This is a genomic window from Mycobacterium sp. 1274756.6 (assembly GCF_001668625.1).
Classification (GTDB): domain Bacteria; phylum Actinomycetota; class Actinomycetes; order Mycobacteriales; family Mycobacteriaceae; genus Mycobacterium.
Map to the genome: position 1 here is coordinate 1 of NZ_LZLJ01000003.1, position 17490 is coordinate 17490.

17 protein-coding genes are annotated in these 17490 nt (G+C 71.5%); 10 read left to right on the plus strand and 7 right to left on the minus strand.

Going from position 1 to position 17490, the window contains the following annotated elements; all coding sequences use genetic code 11:
- Window positions 1–209: 209 nt before the first annotated feature.
- Genes A5643_RS00395 through mmsB form a run of 3 tightly spaced genes read left to right on the plus strand, consistent with a single transcriptional unit; the run spans window position 210 to window position 3801 of the window.
- Window positions 210–1730: a CoA-acylating methylmalonate-semialdehyde dehydrogenase gene (locus A5643_RS00395; protein ID WP_066851047.1), complete on the plus strand. Its 1521-nt coding sequence runs from the start codon at window positions 210–212 to the stop codon at window positions 1728–1730.
- Between the two features lie 11 nt (window positions 1731–1741).
- On the plus strand, window positions 1742–2899 hold the full coding sequence (locus A5643_RS00400; RefSeq protein ID WP_066851062.1) for an acyl-CoA dehydrogenase family protein: 1158 nt from the start codon (window positions 1742–1744) through the stop codon (window positions 2897–2899).
- Between the two features lie 17 nt (window positions 2900–2916).
- Entirely contained in the window at window positions 2917–3801 is an 885-nt protein-coding gene (gene mmsB, locus A5643_RS00405; RefSeq protein ID WP_066851048.1) for a 3-hydroxyisobutyrate dehydrogenase, read from the plus strand.
- Here mmsB and A5643_RS00410 read toward each other — a convergent pair.
- Window positions 3779–4312 (minus strand): HAD family hydrolase, encoded by a 534-nt coding sequence (locus A5643_RS00410; RefSeq protein ID WP_066851049.1) that lies wholly within the window; start codon window positions 4310–4312, stop codon window positions 3779–3781. The two genes, mmsB and A5643_RS00410, sit on opposite strands and share 23 nt — an antisense overlap.
- 100 nt (window positions 4313–4412) lie before the next feature.
- On the opposite strand from A5643_RS00410, the gene A5643_RS00415 reads away from it, so the two are divergent.
- Together A5643_RS00415 and A5643_RS00420 are read left to right on the plus strand one after the other, a co-directional pair.
- Window positions 4413–5063: a response regulator gene (locus tag A5643_RS00415; protein ID WP_066851050.1), complete on the plus strand. Its 651-nt coding sequence runs from the start codon at window positions 4413–4415 to the stop codon at window positions 5061–5063.
- A complete protein-coding gene (locus tag A5643_RS00420) occupies window positions 5060–6283 on the plus strand; it encodes a GAF domain-containing sensor histidine kinase (RefSeq protein WP_082948627.1) in 1224 nt (407 codons plus the stop codon). The genes A5643_RS00415 and A5643_RS00420 overlap by 4 nt, the downstream gene beginning before the upstream one ends.
- 7 nt (window positions 6284–6290) lie before the next feature.
- Here A5643_RS00420 and A5643_RS00425 read toward each other — a convergent pair whose 3' ends face one another.
- A complete protein-coding gene (locus A5643_RS00425; protein ID WP_066851051.1) occupies window positions 6291–6779 on the minus strand; it encodes a MarR family winged helix-turn-helix transcriptional regulator in 489 nt (162 codons plus the stop codon).
- 89 nt (window positions 6780–6868) lie between these two features.
- Between A5643_RS00425 and A5643_RS00430 the strand changes: the two genes are divergently transcribed.
- Window positions 6869–7834, plus strand: a complete 966-nt coding sequence (locus A5643_RS00430; protein WP_066851052.1) for an NmrA family NAD(P)-binding protein — start codon at window positions 6869–6871, stop codon at window positions 7832–7834.
- Between the two features lie 11 nt (window positions 7835–7845).
- Here the strand turns inward: A5643_RS00430 and A5643_RS00435 are convergent, their stop codons facing one another.
- Genes A5643_RS00435 through secY form a run of 4 tightly spaced genes read right to left on the minus strand, consistent with a single transcriptional unit; the run spans window position 7846 to window position 11066 of the window.
- Entirely contained in the window at window positions 7846–8352 is a 507-nt protein-coding gene (locus tag A5643_RS00435) for a MarR family transcriptional regulator (RefSeq protein WP_066851053.1), read from the minus strand.
- A 37-nt stretch (window positions 8353–8389) separates the two neighbouring features.
- Window positions 8390–9190, minus strand: a complete 801-nt coding sequence (gene map / locus A5643_RS00440; RefSeq protein ID WP_066851054.1) for a type I methionyl aminopeptidase — start codon at window positions 9188–9190, stop codon at window positions 8390–8392.
- A gap of 2 nt (window positions 9191–9192) precedes the next feature.
- Window positions 9193–9738 carry an adenylate kinase gene (locus tag A5643_RS00445; protein WP_066851055.1) on the minus strand — a complete coding sequence of 182 codons (546 nt, stop codon included), beginning with the start codon at window positions 9736–9738 and terminating at the stop codon, window positions 9193–9195.
- Window positions 9735–11066, minus strand: coding sequence for a preprotein translocase subunit SecY (gene secY / locus A5643_RS00450; protein ID WP_066851056.1), 1332 nt, complete (start codon window positions 11064–11066; stop codon window positions 9735–9737). The genes A5643_RS00445 and secY overlap by 4 nt, the downstream gene beginning before the upstream one ends.
- Before the next feature lie 242 nt (window positions 11067–11308).
- Here secY and A5643_RS00455 point away from each other — a divergent pair, with 242 nt between their 5' ends.
- The 3 genes from A5643_RS00455 to A5643_RS00465 are packed head-to-tail and all read left to right on the plus strand — an operon-like array spanning window position 11309 to window position 14115.
- Entirely contained in the window at window positions 11309–12241 is a 933-nt protein-coding gene (locus A5643_RS00455; RefSeq protein ID WP_066851057.1) for a class I SAM-dependent methyltransferase, read from the plus strand.
- 10 nt (window positions 12242–12251) lie between these two features.
- The gene (locus tag A5643_RS00460; protein WP_066851058.1) at window positions 12252–13169 is read left to right on the plus strand and encodes a class I SAM-dependent methyltransferase; all 918 of its coding nucleotides are present in this window, start codon (window positions 12252–12254) and stop codon (window positions 13167–13169) included.
- A 28-nt stretch (window positions 13170–13197) separates the two neighbouring features.
- Window positions 13198–14115: a class I SAM-dependent methyltransferase gene (locus tag A5643_RS00465; RefSeq protein WP_066851059.1), complete on the plus strand. Its 918-nt coding sequence runs from the start codon at window positions 13198–13200 to the stop codon at window positions 14113–14115.
- 76 nt (window positions 14116–14191) lie between these two features.
- Here the strand turns inward: A5643_RS00465 and sppA are convergent, their stop codons facing one another.
- Window positions 14192–15988, minus strand: a complete 1797-nt coding sequence (gene sppA / locus A5643_RS00470) for a signal peptide peptidase SppA (RefSeq protein ID WP_066851060.1) — start codon at window positions 15986–15988, stop codon at window positions 14192–14194.
- A gap of 133 nt (window positions 15989–16121) precedes the next feature.
- Between sppA and A5643_RS00475 the strand changes: the two genes are divergently transcribed.
- Window positions 16122–17348 carry a serine hydrolase domain-containing protein gene (locus tag A5643_RS00475; protein WP_066851061.1) on the plus strand — a complete coding sequence of 409 codons (1227 nt, stop codon included), beginning with the start codon at window positions 16122–16124 and terminating at the stop codon, window positions 17346–17348.
- Window positions 17349–17490: the final 142 nt, after the last annotated feature.

The following is a 17490-nucleotide window of genomic DNA, read 5'->3' on the forward strand; positions in this document are numbered from 1 at the left end:
CCGCAGGTGCCCCCGTGCTCCGGGCCACTGGGCGAACACGCCGACTGGTGGTGGTACGACCCCTTCCAACCCCAACCCCCACCGGACAACTGAGGCCGTTCCCCGCGGTTGACGGCGCATCCCGAGCACCCCTTGTCAGACAGACCCACCAGTTACTAGGATATCCAAGTATTCCTATCGTCTGACTCAACTCGCACTCCGGGATCGCCATGACACGACAGATCGACCACTTCATCGACGGCCGGGCCACCGCCGGCTCGTCGGGCCGCACCGCCGAGGTGCTCAACCCCAGCACCGGGGCGGTGCAGGCGCGCGTCGCCCTGGCCAACACCGCCGACGTCGACGCCGCGGTCGCCTCCGCCGCCGAAGCCCAGCGCGGCTGGGCGGCCACCAACCCGCAGCGGCGGGCCCGGGTGATGATGCGGTTCATCGAGCTGGTCAACGCCCACGCCGACGAGCTGGCCGAGCTGCTCTCCAGCGAGCACGGCAAAACCCTCACCGACGCGCGCGGCGACATCCAGCGCGGCATCGAGGTCATCGAGTTCTGTGTGGGGATCCCGCACCTGCTCAAGGGCGAATACACCGAGGGCGCCGGCCCGGGCATCGACGTCTACTCGCTGCGCCAGCCGCTCGGGGTGGTCGCCGGCATCACCCCGTTCAACTTCCCGGCGATGATCCCGCTGTGGAAGGCCGGCCCCGCACTGGCCTGCGGCAACGCCTTCATCCTCAAACCCTCCGAACGCGATCCGTCGGTGCCGGTGCGGCTGGCCGAACTGTTCGTCGAGGCCGGGCTGCCGCCGGGGGTGTTCCAGGTCGTGCACGGCGACAAGGAGGCCGTCGACGCGATCCTGCACCACCCGGACATCGCCGCGGTCGGCTTCGTCGGCAGCTCCGAGATCGCCGAGTACATCTATTCCACCGCCGCCGCCACCGGCAAGCGGGCGCAGTGCTTCGGCGGCGCCAAGAACCACATGATCGTCATGCCCGACGCCGACCTCGACCAGGCCGTCGACGCGCTGATCGGCGCCGGCTACGGCAGCGCCGGAGAGCGCTGCATGGCGATCTCGGTGGCGGTGCCGGTCGGCGATGAGACCGCCGACCGGTTGCGCGCCAAGCTCGTCGACCGGGTCAAGGAGCTGCGGGTGGGTCACAGTCACGACCCCAAGGCCGACTACGGGCCGCTGGTCACCGAGGCGGCGTTGCAACGGGTGCGCGACTACATCGGCCAGGGCGTCGACGCCGGCGCCGAATTGGTGGTCGACGGCCGCGACCGGCGCAGCGACGACCTGCAGTTCGGCGACGACAGCCTCGAAGGCGGCTACTTCCTCGGGCCCACCCTGTTCGACCACGTCACCACCGACATGTCGATCTACACCGACGAGATCTTCGGGCCGGTGCTGTGCATGGTGCGCGCGGCCGACTACGAGGAGGCGCTGCGGCTGCCCAGCGAACACGAGTACGGCAACGGGGTGGCGATCTTCACCCGCGACGGGGATGCCGCCCGCGACTTCACCGCCCGGGTTCAGGTCGGCATGGTCGGGGTGAACGTGCCGATCCCGGTTCCGGTGGCCTACCACACCTTCGGCGGCTGGAAGCGCTCCGGCTTCGGCGACCTCAACCAGCACGGCACCGCTTCGATCCAGTTCTATACCAAGGTCAAGACGGTCACCCAGCGCTGGCCGTCGGGGATCAAGGACGGCGCCGAATTCCACATCCCGACCATGGAGTGACCGGCGTGCGACTGTTCGACCTCGACGACGAGGAACGGGTGATCGCCGAGACGGCCGCCGCGTTCGCCGACAAGCGGATGGCCCCGCACGCCCTGGAATGGGACGCCACCGGCCACTTCCCGGTCGACGTGCTGCGGGAGGCCGCCGAGCTGGGGATGGCGGCGATCTACTGCCGTGACGACGTGGGCGGCTCCGCGCTGCGCCGCCTCGACGCGGTCCGCATCTTCGAGCAGCTGGCCACCGCCGACCCGACCGTCGCGGCGTTCCTGTCGATCCACAACATGTGCGCCTGGATGGTCGACTCGTTCGGCAACGACGAGCAGCGCGCGCACTGGGTGCCGCGGCTGGCCAGCATGGAGACGATCGCCAGTTACTGCCTGACCGAGCCGGGCGCCGGCTCGGACGCGGCGGCGCTGTCCACCCGGGCGGTGCGCGACGGCGACGACTACGTGCTCGACGGGGTCAAACAGTTCATCTCCGGAGCGGGCAGCTCGGATGTGTACCTGGTGATGGCCCGCACCGGCGGGCAGGCCGGACCGCGCGGCATCTCGGCGTTCCTGGTCGAAAACGGCACCGCCGGGCTCAGTTTCGGCGCCCAGGAGGAGAAGATGGGCTGGCACGCCCAGCCGACCGCGCAGGTCATCCTCGACGGGGTGCGGGTACCGGCCAGCGCGATGATCGGCGCGGAGGGCGCCGGTTTCGGCATCGCGATGCACGGCCTCAACGGCGGCCGGATCAACATCGCCGCCTGCTCCCTCGGCGGGGCGCAGGCCGCCTACACCAAGGCGGCCGCGTATCTGGCCGACCGGCAGGCGTTCGGCGGGCCGTTGCTCGACGAGCCCACCATCCGCTTCGCGCTGGCCGACATGGCGACCGCGCTGGAGACCTCCCGCGTGCTGTTGTGGCGGGCGGCCGGCGCCCTCGACGCCGAGGACCCGGACAAGGTGGCCCTGTGTGCGATGGCCAAACGCCACGTCACCGACGCCTGTTACGACGTCGCCGACCAGGCGCTGCAGCTGCACGGCGGCTACGGTTACCTGCGCGAGTACGGGCTGGAGAAGATCGTGCGCGACCTGCGGGTGCACCGCATCCTGGAGGGAACCAACGAGATCATGCGGGTGGTCATCGGCCGGGCCGAGGCCGCCCGCGTGCGGGCCGGCGGCCAGTAGCCGCGGGAGGAGAGTCGATGACCGACACCGGCAGCGTGGCGTTTCTGGGCCTGGGGCACATGGGTGCGCCGATGGCGGCCAACCTGGTCGCCGGCGGCTACCGGGTGATCGGGTTCGACCCGTCCCCGGCCGCCGTCGACGACGCGGCCGGGCGCGGTGTCGACGTGGCCGGCTCGGCAGCCGCCGCGGTCGCCGACGCCGACGTGGTGATCACCATGCTGCCCAACGGCGCGGTGGTGAAGGCCTGCTACGCCGAGATTCTGCCCGCCGCCGCGCCCGGCGCCCTGTTCATCGACAGCTCGACGGTCTCGGTCGACGACGCCCGCGAGGTGCACGCGCTGGCCGGGCAGCACGGCTTCGCCCAGCTCGACGCGCCGGTCTCCGGCGGGGTGGCCGGCGCGGCCGCGGGCACGCTGGCGTTCATGATCGGCGGGGAGGCCGACGCGGTGGAGCGCGCCCGCCCGGTGCTGGCACCGATGGCCGGCAAGGTCATCCACTGCGGCGCCGCCGGAACCGGCCAGGCCGCCAAGATCTGCAACAACATGGTGCTGGCGGTCCAGCAGATCGCGGTCGCGGAGGCCTTCGTGCTGGCCGACCGGCTCGGGCTGTCCGCCCAGTCCCTGTTCGACGTGATCACCGGCGCGACCGGCAACTGCTGGGCCGTGCACACCAACTGCCCGGTGCCCGGCCCGGTGCCGGCCTCCCCCGCCAACCACGATTTCGCGGCCGGGTTCGCCACCGCGCTGATGAACAAGGACCTCGGGCTGGCGATGGACGCGGTCACCTCGACCGGCGCGAACGCCCCGCTGGGCAGCCACGCCGCCGAGATCTACGCGGACTTCGCCACCGAGCACGCCGCCGAGGACTTCAGCGCCGTCATCAACCTGCTGCGCGGCAACTGAACCGGGCCACCACCCGCTGCGCCTGCAACTCCCGGCACCCGTTGGCCGACAAACCGTCGTAGCCGTCGGTGCCGGCGAAGATCGCCGGCAGGCCGATGGCCGCGGCGATCCGGGCGCCCGTCTCGGACCCGGCGATCACCAGCGACTCACCGGCGACGATGCCCAGCTCCCACAGCGCCTGCCGGTAGAGCTCGGCGTCACCGCCGGGACCGGTGAGATCATCGGCGGTCACGACGGTCTCGGTCATGCCGTCGCCGATCAGCTCCCGCACCCGGGCCTGCACCGCGTCGCGCGGTCCGGCGCCGACCACGGCCACCCAGAGACCGGCGGCGAACAGGCTCAGCACCAGGTCCGCCAGGCCGGAGCGGGGCTCACCGTCGGCGTCGGCCAGGGCATCGATGTCGAAGATCACCGCTTGTAGCGGGTACACCTCGGCGTCGTGGTGCACCTGGTCCCACCAGTACGGGCGGCCGGGACTGGTCCATGTCGCGCGCTCAGTTGTGATCGACATAACAGCAGGGTGCCCGAAAGCGGGCGCGGTCGTCCTCCCCCATCCGGGGGAACTGCCCGGGGTAAGCCATCGGGGCTTATTCGGGCCTTATTGTCTTGTCATGCCCGTGCGACTGGTGCTCGTCGACGACCACGAGATGGTCATCGAGGGGCTCAAGGCGATGCTCGCGGCCTTCGCCGACCGGGTGACCGTGGTCGGCCAGGCCGTCGGCGCCGAACCGGCCCCGGCGGTCATCGACGAGCTCGACCCCGACATCGTGCTGTGCGACGTGCGCATGCAGGGCGCCAGCGGGCTGGACCTGTGCCGGCAGTTGCGCGACCGCGACCCCGACCGCAAGGTCGTGATGCTGTCGGTCTACGACGACGAGCAGTACCTCTACCAGGCGCTGCGGGTCGGGGCGCGCGGCTACCTGCTCAAAAGCATCGCCAGCGACGATCTGGTGCACCAGATCGAGCTGGCCCACCGCGGCGATCTGGTGATCGACCCGGGCATGGCGGCGCGCGCCGCCGACACCGCCGCCCGCCTGCAGCGCGACGAGTTCTGGCCCGGCGCCCGCCAGGGCCTCACCCAGCGGGAGAGCGAGATCCTGTCCTACATGGTCGCCGGCCTGTCCAACCGCGGGATCGCCACCAAGCTGGTGATCGGCGAGGAGACGGTCAAAAGCCACCTGCGGGCGATCTACCGCAAGCTGGGGGTGGCCGACCGGACCGGTGCGGTGGCCACCGCGCTGCGGGAAGGCATCTACCGATGAGCCGCAAGCCGGTGCGCGGCTCGGCGGCGATGCGCGAGCTCATCGACAACGAGCACGAGCTGGCGCTGCTGCGTGAGCTGATCCAGGCCGCCTCGTCCGGGCCCGGGGTCGCGCCGCTGGCCGCGGCCGCCGCCCGGATGATCACCGCCTCCACCGGCGCCGACGTCTGCTTCGTGCACGTGCTCGACGACACCGAGCAGTCACTGACGCTGGCCGGGGCGACCCCGCCGTTCGACGGGCAGGCCGGCAAGATCCGGTTGCCGCTGGGATCGGGCATCTCCGGCTGGGTGGCCCAGCACCGCGAGCCGGTGGTGATCAGCGACGAGAAGGAATCCGACCCGCGCTATGTGCCGTTCGAGGCGCTGCGCGGTCGCGACTTCACCTCGATGGTGTCGGTGCCGATGGAGACCGACCCCGGCGGGCTGGTCGGCGTGCTCAACGTGCACACCGTGGCGCGCCGGGAGTTCACCGACGGGGACGTGGAGCTGCTGCGGGTGATCGGCCGGCTGATCGCCGGGGCGCTGCACCAGGCCCGGCTGCACCGCCAGCTGGTGGCCCGCGAGCGCGCCCACGAACTCTTCGTCGAGCAGGTGGTGGAGGCGCAGGAGATCGAGCGGCGCCGGCTAGCCGGCGACATCCACGACGGCATCTCCCAGCGGCTGATCACGCTGTCCTACCGGCTGGATGCGGCGGCCCGCGCGGTCGGCACCGACCCGGCCGAGGCCTCCGAGCAGCTCGAGGAGGCCCGCGACCTGGCCCGATTGACCCTGGAGGAGGCCCGGTCGGCGATCAGCGGACTGCGCCCGCCGGTGCTCGACGACCTCGGCCTGGCCGGCGGACTGGCCAGCCTGGCGAGGTCGGTGCCCGACCTGAGCCTGGAGCTGGATCTGGCCGACGTGCGGCTGCCCGAACACATCGAGCTGGCGCTGTACCGCATCGCCCAGGAGGGGCTGCAGAACGTGGTCAAGCATGCCCACGCCGGGGTGGCGCGGCTCTCCTTCGCGGTGCGCGAGGGGGTGGCGCGGTTGGAGATCACCGACGACGGGGTGGGGTTCGACACCTTCGAGAACCCGCTGGGCGGCGACGAGATGGGCGGCTACGGGCTGCTGTCGATCGCCGAGCGCGCCGAGCTGGTGGGCGGGCGCCTGAACATCCGGTCCCGACCGGGCACCGGCACCACGGTCATCGCCACCATCCCGCTGCCCGCACTCGGCGAGTAGAGCGCGCTCAGCCGTCCCGGACCCCGGGCGGGCAATCGGTCGCGCGGTGCTCCTCGAGCGCGGCGAGCACGTCCCGGCACGCCTCGGCGAGCACGGCCAGCCGCTGCGGGCCCACGACGTCGACGAACAGCGCCCGCACCCGCGCGGCGTTGGCCGGCGCGCAGCTGCCGATCGCGTCCCGCCCGGCGGCGGTCAACACGATGTCGGGGTAGCGCTGCCCGCCGGGCTCGCGGGCGACCAGACCGCGCTTGACCATCCGGCTCAGGTGGTGGGACAGCCGGCTCTTCTCCCAGCGGGTGGCCGCGGCGAGGTCGACCGCGCGCATACGTTCCCCGGGCGCTTCGGACAGGTTGACCAGGATCTCGAAGTCCGAGCCGGACAGGCCGCACTCCTGCTGCATGTGCCGTTGCAGGTGCCGGTCCAGCTGTTGGTGCATGGCGACGAACGCGCGCCAGGCGCGCTGCTCCGGCGGGGTGAGCCACGGATCTTCGGTCATCGCCCCATCCTTGACCAAACAGGTTGACACATCAACCCCAGTTGGGCGTAGAGTTAGGTTGACACATCAACCCAGGAGGTGAGAGCACCATGACCGAACCGTCCGTGATCGCCGTCGTCGGAGCCACCGGTTCCCAAGGCGGCGGCCTGGCCCACGCGATCCTCGACGACCCGCAGCGCCGGTTCACGCTGCGCGCCCTGACCCGCAACCCCGACTCGCCGGCCGCCCGCGAACTCGCCGCCGCCGGCGCCCAGGTGGTGACGGCCGACCTCGACGACGAAGCCGGCCTGCGGGCCGCGTTCCACGGGGCCCACGGCGCTTACGTCGTCACCAACTACTGGGCGCCGCTGAGCCCGGAGCAGGAAGCCCGGCGCAGCCGCGCCGAGATGGAGCTCGAGCACGCCGGCAACGCGGCCCGGGCCGCAGCCGCCGCCGGTGTCGCGCACGTGGTCTTCTCCACCCTCGAGGACACCCGCCCGGTGCTCGACGGCCGGGTCCCGACCTTCGACGGGCGCTACACCGTGCCGCATTTCGACGCCAAGGCCGAAGCCGACGCCCTCTTCGTCGAGCAGCGGGTGCCGACGACGTTTCTGCGCACGGCGTACTTCTTCGACAACATCAGCCGCGGTGGGGCCCTGGCCCGCGGCGACGACGGCACCCTGGTGCTGACGCTGCCGATGGGCGAGAAACCGCTGTCCGGGATCGCGGTCGCCGACATCGGGCGCACCGCGCTGGGGGTGTTCCGCCGCGGCACCGAGTTGACCGGGCGCACCGTGAGCATCGCCGGTGACCACCTCACCGGGACGCAGTACGCGGCGCAGTTGGCCGAGGCGCTCGGCCAGCCGGTGGCCTACCGTCCCATCGGCTGGGACGAGTACCGGGCGCTGGGGCTCCCGGCCGCCGTCGAGATGGGCAACATGTTCCAGTACTACGCGGAGGACGCCGAGCGGTTCGTCGCCGACCGCGACCTCGCCCGGGTGCGCGAACTCAACCCCGGCCTGCAGTCGTTCCGGGACTGGCTGGCCGGGCACGCCGGTGACATTCCGCTGCCGTGAGCGGCGGCGGCTCAGAAGTCCCCGGCGTGCCGGCGCAGCGTGTCGATGGCCGACACCAGCGCCCGCGACTCGGTGTCGGAGATGCCGATGTCGGCGAAGACCTCGGTGTTGAGGGTGTCGGTGGCGGCCTCGACGGTGGCGCGGCCCCGCTCGGTGATCGACACCAGCGTGGTGCGCCCATCGGTGGGGTGCGGTAGCCGTTCGACCAGGCCGGCGGACTCCAGCCGGCGGATCGCGTGGGTGACGCTGGTGACGTGCACCTGCAGCCGGTCGGAGGCCTTGGCGATGGGCAGCGCCCCGGCGCGGCTGAACGCCAGCAGCCGCAGCAACTCGAAGCGGGAGAAGCTCAGCTCGTAGGGCCGCAGCGCGGTCTCCACCCGGGCCAGCAGGATCTGATGCGCCCGCATCACCGAGGTCACCGCGACCATGCCGTCGGCGACCGCGCCCCAGCCGGCGCGCTCCCAGTTGCCGCGTGCCGCGGCGATGGGGTCGGTGTTGTCCGGACGGGAAGCGGCCACGCTTCTTCTTAGCGCATCCACGCTAGGGCCGGGTCACTCAGGGCAGCGTGAGGATGCGCGGGCCGTCGAGCGTCGCGGCGACGGTGTGCTCCCAGTGCGCCGCGCGGGTGCCGTCGGCGGTGACCACGGTCCAGTCGTCGTCGAGCAGCACCGTCTCGGTGGTGCCCAGGGTGAGCATCGGTTCGATCGCGAGCACCGAGCCGTGCTCGATGCGCGGCCCGCGCCCCGGCGCCCCCTCGTTGGGCAAAAAGGGGTCCAGGTGCATCTGGCGGCCGATGCCGTGGCCACCGAAGCCGGCGACGATCCCGAACGAGCGCCCCAGGCTTTTCGCGGCGGCGCGGGTGCCCGATTCGATGGCGTGGGAGACGTCGCTGAGCCGGTTGCCGGGCACCATGGCCGCGATCCCGGCCTGCAGCGACTCCCGGGTGGCCCGGGACAGGGCGGCGTCGGCCGCGCTGAGCTCCCCCACCCCGAACGTGATGGCCGAATCGCCGTGCCAACCGTCGAGCACCGCGCCACAGTCGATCGAGACCAGGTCGCCGGGGGCCAGAAGCTCCTCGCGCGACGGGATGCCGTGGACCACCCGGTCGTTGACCGACGAGCAGATCGAGGCCGGGAAACCGTGGTAGCCCAGAAACGACGGGGTGGCGCCGGCGTCGCGGATCACCGCTTCGGCGACCGCGTCGAGTTCGGCGGTGGAGACCCCGGCGACCGCGGCCGACCGCACGGCCTGCAGCGCCGCGGCGACGACCGCCCCGGCGGCGGCCATCGCGTCGAGTTCGCCGTCGCTGCGCTGCGGAACCACCCGGCGGGCCCGAAACCGCGCCAGCGCGGCCATCGTTACCGGCCCAGGGCGCTCAAGGCCCGCTCGAAGACCTCGTCGACCTCGCCGACGGCGTCGACGGTCTTCAGCTCGTTGCGGTAGTACTCCAGCAGCGGCGCGGTCTCGTCGCGGTAGACCTTCATCCGGTTCTCGATGATCTCGTCGGTGTCGTCGGCGCGGCCGCGGCCCTTGAGCCGGGACAGCAGCTCCTGCTGGGAGACCTGGAAGTCCACCACCGCGTCGACGCGGGTGCCGCGCCGGTTGAGCATCTCGTGCAGCGCCTCGGCCTGCTCGAGCGATCGCGGGTAGCCGTCGAGGATGAACCCGTTGGCGGCGTCCGGCTGGTCGATGCGGTCCTCGACCAGCGCGTTGGTCAGCGAGGCCGGCACCAGGTCGCCGGCGTCGAGGTACCGCTTGGCCTGCACACCCAGGTCGGTGCCGGTGGAGATGTTGTGCCGGAACAGATCCCCGGTGGAGATCTGTGGAATCCCGAGCTTCTCGGCCAGCTTCACCGCTTGGGTGCCTTTGCCGGCTCCGGGCGGCCCCAGCAGGACGATTCTCACTTGAGGAACCCTTCGTAGTTGCGCTGCATGAGCTGACTTTCGATCTGTTTAACGGTGTCGAGCCCGACGCCGATCATGATCAGCACCGCGGTCCCACCGAACGGCAGGTTCTGTACCGCGCCGGTGTTGCCGATCTGCAGGAACAGGTTCGGCAGCACCGAGATCACACCCAGGTAGATCGAACCGGGCAGGGTGATGCGGCTGAGCACGAATCGCAGATAGTCCGCGGTGGGCTTCCCGGGCCGGATGCCGGGGATGAACCCGCCGAATTTCTTCATCTCGTCGGCACGCTCGTCGGGGTTGAACGTGATCGAGACGTAGAAGTAGGTGAAGAAGATGATCAGGCCGAAGTAGACGGCGATGTAGACGAAGTTCGACGGGTCCGACAGGTAGGTGCCGACCAGCTTGTCCCACCAGCCGTCGCCACCGCCGGATCCGCCGCTTTGGATCAGCTGGGTGACCAGCTGCGGGATGTAGATCAGCGACGAGGCGAAGATGACCGGGATAACACCGGCCTGGTTGACCTTCAGCGGCAGGTAGGTCGAGGTCCCGCCGTACATCTTGCGGCCCACCATGCGCTTGGCGTACTGGACCGGGATGCGGCGCTGGCCCTGCTCGACGAAGACCACCCCGATGATGATGATCAGCGTGGCCACGCAGACGCCGGTGAACACGGTACCGCCGCGGCTCTCCAGGATCGACTGGCCCTCGATCGGGATGCGCGCCGCGATGCCGATGAAGATCAGCAGCGACATGCCGTTGCCGACCCCGCGCTCGGTGATCAGCTCACCCATCCACATCACCAGAGCGGCGCCGGCGGTCATCACCAGCACGATCACCACCAGGGTGAAGATCGAGGAGTCGGCGATGATCTCGTGGGAGTAGGTGCAGCCCTGCAGCAGGCCGCCGTTGGCGGCCAGCGCCACGATGGAGGTGGACTGCAGGATGGCCAACGCGATCGTCAGATAACGCGTGTACTGCGTCATCTTGTTCTGGCCGGACTGGCCCTCCTTGCGCAGTTCCTCGAACCGCGGGATCACCACGGTGAGCAGCTGCACGATGATCGACGCGGTGATGTAGGGCATCACGCCGACCGCGAACACGGTCAGCTGCAGCAGCGCTCCACCGGAGAACAGGTTGATCAGGGAGTAGACCTGCGCGGCCTCCCCGCCGCTGACCTCCTCGATGCACTTCTGCACCTTGGGGTAGTCGACTCCCGGGGACGGGATCGCGGCGCCGACGCGGTACAGGATGACGATCCCCAGCGCGAACAGGATCTTCCGTCTCAGGTCGACTGTCCGAAACGCCGAGATGAAAGCCGAGAGCACTCTTCTCCTCCTGCGCAAGCCGAGTTCTCGCCGCGGCATGCAAATGGGCTGGTCGGGCCAGCGTCGGACAGTCCCCACGTCACGCGTCGAGCGCCGGCGCGCCCGGCCGTGCGCGCTCGCGCGTGAAGCAGTCTATGAGAGTAACAGCCGGCCTCGGCGGGCCTGTACACCGCGGGCGCGGCAGCCGCCCCCGACAACGCATATACTTACCTGAGCTAAATAACTATCGAGGGGGTGGCACGATGGCACGCACCGACGACGACACCTGGGACCTGGCCTCCAGTGTGGGAGCGACCGCCACCGCGGTCGCGGCGGCCCGCGCGGTGGCGAGTCGGCAACCCGACCCGCTGATCGACGATCCGTTCGCCGCGCCGCTGGTCCGCGCGGTCGGCGTGGAGGTCTTCGCCAAGCTCGCCGAGGGTGAGATCGAGCCGGCCGAGCTGGGCGACGAGGCCGGGCGGGACCTGTCGCACATGGTCGCCAATATGGCGGTGCGCACCCGGTTCTTCGACGACTTCTTCGTGGCGGCGACCGATGCCGGCATCGACCAGGCGGTGATCTTGGCGTCCGGGCTCGATTCCCGCGCCTACCGGCTGCCCTGGCCGGCCGGCTCCACCGTCTACGAGCTCGACCAGCCGCAGGTCATCGAGTTCAAGACGCGCACCCTGGCGGGCCTCGGCGCCGCGCCGCGCGCCGAGCGCCGCACCGTCGCGATCGACCTGCGCCAGGACTGGCCGGCCGCGCTGCGCGCCGCGGGCTTCGACCCCACCCGCCCCACCGCCTGGAGCGCCGAAGGTTTGCTGGGCTACCTGCCGCCGCAGGCCCAGGACAGCCTGCTGGACAACATCACCGCCCTCTCCGCGCCGGGCAGCCGGCTGGCCACCGAGAGCAGCGACCCCGACCCGGCCACCCAGGAACGGATGCGCCAACACATGGCGGCTTCCGCGGAGCAGTGGCGGCGCCACGGCCTCGATCTCGACGCCGCCTCGCTGATCTATTTCGGGGACCGCAATGAGTCCGGCGCCTACCTCGCCGACCGGGGCTGGCAGGTGACCGGCCGCGGCCTCGACGAATTGCTCGCCGACCATGGCCTCTCCCCCATCGACGACGACACCGGGTTCACCGGGATGCGCTACCTGGTCGCCCGGCGTGCCGGCGGCGCAACCGACGCTTAGGCTGACCGCGATGGCACGCAGCGACTCCGACAGCTGGGATCTGGCCTCGTCCGTGGGCGCCACCGCGACCATGGTCGCCGTCGCGCGGGCGCTGGCCAGCCGCGAATCCGACGCGCTGATCGACGACCCGTTCGCCGCCCCGCTGGTGCGGGCCGTCGGGGTGGAGTTCTTCACCCGGCTGCTCGACGGGGAGATCGCCGTGCCCGCCGAGCCGGCCGCCGCGGCCGGCCTGATGACCGAGGTGATGGCGGTGCGCACCCGGTTCTTCGACGACTTCTTCGTGGCCGCCGCCGACGCCGGTATCGACCAGGCGGTGATCCTGGCGTCCGGGCTCGATTCCCGCGCCTACCGGCTGCCCTGGCCGGCCGGCACCACCGTCTACGAGCTCGACCAGCCGCAGGTCATCGAGTTCAAGACGCGCACCCTGGCAGGCCTCGGCGCCGCGCCGCGCGCCGAGCGCCGCACCGTCGCGATCGACCTGCGCCAGGACTGGCCGGCCGCGCTGCGCGCCGCCGGCTTCGACCCCGCCCGCCGGTCCGCCTGGAGCGCCGAAGGCCTGCTGGCGTATCTGCCGCCCGAAGCCCAGGACCGGCTCTTCGAGAACATCACCGCGCTGTCGGCGCCGGGCAGCCGGCTGGCCACCGAGTACCACCCCGATGGCGGTGCGGCCCTCGGCCAGCGCAGCCGGGTCATCAGCGAACAGTGGCGCGCGTCCGGTTTCGTCGTCGACCTCGGTGAGTTGTTCTACCCCGGCGAGCGTCACCCCGCCGACGACTATCTGAACGCCCGGGGCTGGCGGGTCGAGACCCGCACCCGCGCCGAGGTCTTCGCCGACTACGGTCGCCGCTACCCCGAGGACACCGACCAGAACGGCACCGCGGCGGCCGCGTTGCGCAATTCCACCGCCGTGGTCGCCACCCGAACCTGAACTGCGATACCGACATCCAGGAGTTTCGATGGCACGTACCGACAACGACAGCTGGGATCTGGCCTCGTCGGTGGGCACCACCGCCACCATGATCGCCGCCGGCCGGGCGATGGCCTCAGCCGATCCGCGCGGCCTGATCGACGACCCCTACGCCGCCCCGCTGGTACGCGCGGTCGGGGTCGAGTTCCTCACCAAGCTGATGGACCGCGAGATCGACCTGGCCGCCGTCGAACCCGACGCCGAGCAGCGCATGCAGGCGATGATCGACGGAATCGGCGTGCGCACCCGGTTTTTCGACGACTACTTCGTGGCGGCCGCCGACGCCGGGATCCGCCAGGCGGTGATCCTGGCCGCCGGGCTGGACTGCCGCGCCTACCGGTTGCCGTGGGCCGACGGCACCACCGTCTACGAACTCGACCAGCCCGAGGTGGTCGAGTTCAAAACCAGCACTCTCGCCGAGCTCGGGGCCGAGCCCACCGCCGAGCGCCGCGCGGTCGCCATCGACCTGCGCCAGGACTGGCCGGAAGCGCTGCGCGCCGCCGGCTTCGACCCTGACCGGCCCACCGCCTGGGTGGCCGAGGGCCTGCTGATCTATCTGCCGCCCGAAGCACAGGACCGGCTCTTCGACAACATCACCGCCCTGTCGGCGCCGGGTAGCACGCTGGCCACCGAGTCGGTGCCCGGGTTGCGCGATTTCGACCCGGAGAAGGCCCGCGCCGGTGCGGAGCGGTTCCGCCAGTACGGGTTCGACATCGACATGGCGTCGCTGATCTTCACCGAGGGCCGCAACCACGTCAGTGACTACCTGACGCTGGCCGGCTGGACCATGACGCAGGTCTCGCGCAGTTCACTGTTCGCCCGACACGGCATCCCGGCGCCGCAACTGACCGAGGACGACGACCCGATGGGCGAGATCATCTATCTCAGCGGCACCTTGGGCGGGTAACCGGTCGCGCCGAGCGTGCATTACCGGTCAAATGACGCGCGGGTTTTCGCACTGATGACACGCTCGGCGGCGCGCTCTACAGCCGCGACTCGCCCAGCCACAGCACGCGGGCCCCGCTGAAGGTGCGGTCCAGTTCGTCGGCCACCCCGAGCACCGAGCGCACCAGCAACGTCCCGACCGCATCGGACAGCGACGCCGCGGCCGGCTGCGAAGAGGCCCGCGGGCGCAGCAACTCCACCAGCGACGAACCCGGGTAGTAGGCCATCCTGGTGTCGGCGTCGGGATCCAGCCCGGCCAGCGCGCGGGCCCGCCGGATTGCGGTGTGCAACCCACCCAACTCGTCGACCAGGCCGCGGTCCAACGCGTCGGCGCCGGTCCACACCCGGCCCCGGGCGATCTTGTCGACCGCATCGGCGGTCATGTTGCGCCCCTCGGCCACCCGCTGCACGAAGTCGGTGTAGAACAGGTCGGCCTCCGCCTCGACCAGTCGCTGCTGTTCGGCGGTGAACGGCGAATCCATCGACCAGGCGTCGGCGTTGGCGTTGGTGCGCACGCTGTCGCTGCCCACGCCGAGCCGGTCTTTGAGGTCCCGCGCGATCAGCTTCCCGCTCACCACGCCGATCGATCCGGTGATGGTGCCCGGGTTTGCCACGATCGCGTCGGTGCCCGCGGCGATGTAGTAGCCGCCGGAGGCGGCGACCGCGCCCATCGACGTCACCACCGGCTTGCCGGCGGCGCGGGCTTTGGCCACGGCCCGCCAGATGGTCTCCGAGGCGGTGACCGACCCGCCGGGGCTGTCCACCCGCAACACGATCGCGGCGACCTCGTCGTCGGCGGTGGCATCGCGCAGTGCGGCGGCGATCGTGTCGCCGCCGGCGTTGGAGCGGCCCAGCGGGGACGGCTGCGGGCCGCCGCGCCCGTTGACGATGGCCCCGTCGACCGTGACCACCGCGATCACCGGCTTGGGTTTGCGGCCCGGCAGGTTGGGCAGCGGCGGGCCGGGCCGGTCGGCGGTGGCGTGGGCGTAGCGGGACAGGTAGAGCCGGGGTGGGGCGGCCTCGGAGTCCGGGTCGCCGCGCTCCGGTGAGATCCCGTCGGCGCCGGTGAGTTCGGCGATGCGGGCGTAGGCCTGGTCGCGGAAGCCGACCCGGTCGATCAGCCCGGCGCCCACCGCGTCGTCGCGCAGCAGCGGCGCCCGGTCGGCGAGCGCATCGACGGCGTCGGGGTCGAGGCCACGCGCGGCGGCCACCGCCTCACGCACCTGGGAGTGCATGCTCTCCACCAGCGCGGTGTCGGCCTCGCGGTGCGCCTCGGTGTAGCCGTCCTCGGTGAACATCGCGGCCGCGGTCTTGTACTCGCCGCGCGCGACGAACTGCGCCTGCACCCCGATCTTCTCCATCGCGGTGCGCAGGAAGATCGGGTTGGCGGCGAAGCCGACCAGCCCGACCGTTCCGGACGGTTGCATCCAGATCTCGTTGAACGCCGACGCCAGATAATAGGCCAGCGTGCCCGGGTAGGTTTCCGCCCAGGCCAGCGACGGCTTGACCGCGCTGAACGACGCGACCGCCTCCCGCAGCTCCTGCACCGGACCGGTCGCTGCGGCCGGGAGTTGCACGCGCGCAATCAGTCCGGCCACCCGCGGGTCGTCGGCGGCCCGGTAGATGGCGTCGACCACCTGGCGCAGCGCCGGCGGCCGCCCGCCGGCGCTGAGGATGGCCAGCGGGTCGAACCGGCTGGTCTCGCGCGGCAGGGTCTGCAGGTCCAACTCGAGCACGCAGCCGTCGGGCACCCCGCGGTGCCGGGCGGTGTCGACGCGGCGGACCAGCGCGCGAACCTCGTCGGCGCCAGGGATACCGGGCAGGAAGGAGAACATGGGTCGAGAGTACCGATGCGGGTCGGTCGTGGCCGGGCGCGCTCCCGCGATCCGGTCTCTGCAGCGGGCCCACGCGGGAGACCGAACCGGCCATTTCCGGGAACGGCAGCCTCGCGGCTGGTACAACCGGGCCATGGCGACAAAGGACACCGTGGCGGACCGGATCGGCGGGGCGGTCGAGGAGGGCTACGGCAAGGTCGCGGATGCGTTCCGGGCCAATTTCGCCGCCGGGCGTGAGGTCGGCGCGGCCGTGGCGGTGTATCGCGACGGGGTCAAGGTCGTCGACCTGTGGGGCGGCTACCGGGACGGCCGTAGCCGCGACCCGTGGCGCGCGGACACCGTGGTCAACATGTTCTCCACCACCAAGGGGGTGTCCTCGCTGGCGGTGGCGGTCGCCGCCGCCCGCGGTCTGATCGACTACGACGCTCGGGTCGCCGACTACTGGCCGGACTTCGCCCAGGCCGGCAAGGCCGCGATCACGGTGCGCCAACTGCTGGCCCACCAGGCCGGGCTACCGGCGCTGGACGCCCGGCTCTCCCCCGCCGACCTGGCCGGCACTGAACGCTTGTCGCGGGCGCTGGCCGCGCAGGCCCCGGCCTGGCCGCCGGGTACCCGGCACGGCTATCACGCGATCACGCTGGGCTGGTATGAGTCGGAGTTGATCCGGCACGCCGACCCGGCCGGCCGGACCCTGGGCCGCTTCTTCGCCGAGGAGGTGGCCGCGCCGCTGGAGCTGGACCTGCACATCGGCTTGCCCGACACCGTGGACCGCGACCGGGTGGCCTGGTTGCACGGCTGGCACCGGGCGCGCGCGCTGCTGCACGTCAACGCGCTGCCACCGCGGCTGACGTTGGCGTTTCTCAACCCGTTCGGGCTGACCGGGCGGGCCGCCAACGTGATCGCCGGGATCGACCCGATGCGCGACTTCAACCGGGAGGAGATCCGCCGCGTGGAGATCCCGGCTGCCAACGGGATCGGCACCGCGCGGGCGGTCGCCTGCGCCTACGGCTGCGCCGCCACCGGTGGCGAGCAGCTCGGCTGGACCCCGGCCGTTCGAGCGGAGCTGGCCACCCCGGCGGCCGCGCCGTCCGGCGGGGTGCGCGACAAGGTGCTGCACGTGGATTCGGCGTTCTCACTGGGCTACTGCAAACCGGTCGACCATTTCCGGTTCGGCTCCTCGGACAAGGCGTTCGGCACGCCGGGTCTGGGTGGCTCGTTCGGGTTCGCCGACCCCGACACCGGCATCGGGTTCGCCTATGTGATGAACCGGCTCGGCTTCCACCTGTGGAGCGATCCGCGGGAGCTGGCGCTGCGGCAGGCGCTGTTCCGCGACGTGCTGGGCGTGCGACCGCAGCGCTGACCGGCCGGTGCGCCCGACCTCGTCGGCCCCCGCAGCGCTGACCGCGCCGCCCCCGACCTCGTCGGCCCCGCCCGCGCCGCCCCCGCCCCGTCGGCACCGCCCGCGAAACCGAAAATATGCAGGAAAAGTGCGAGAAGTGGCC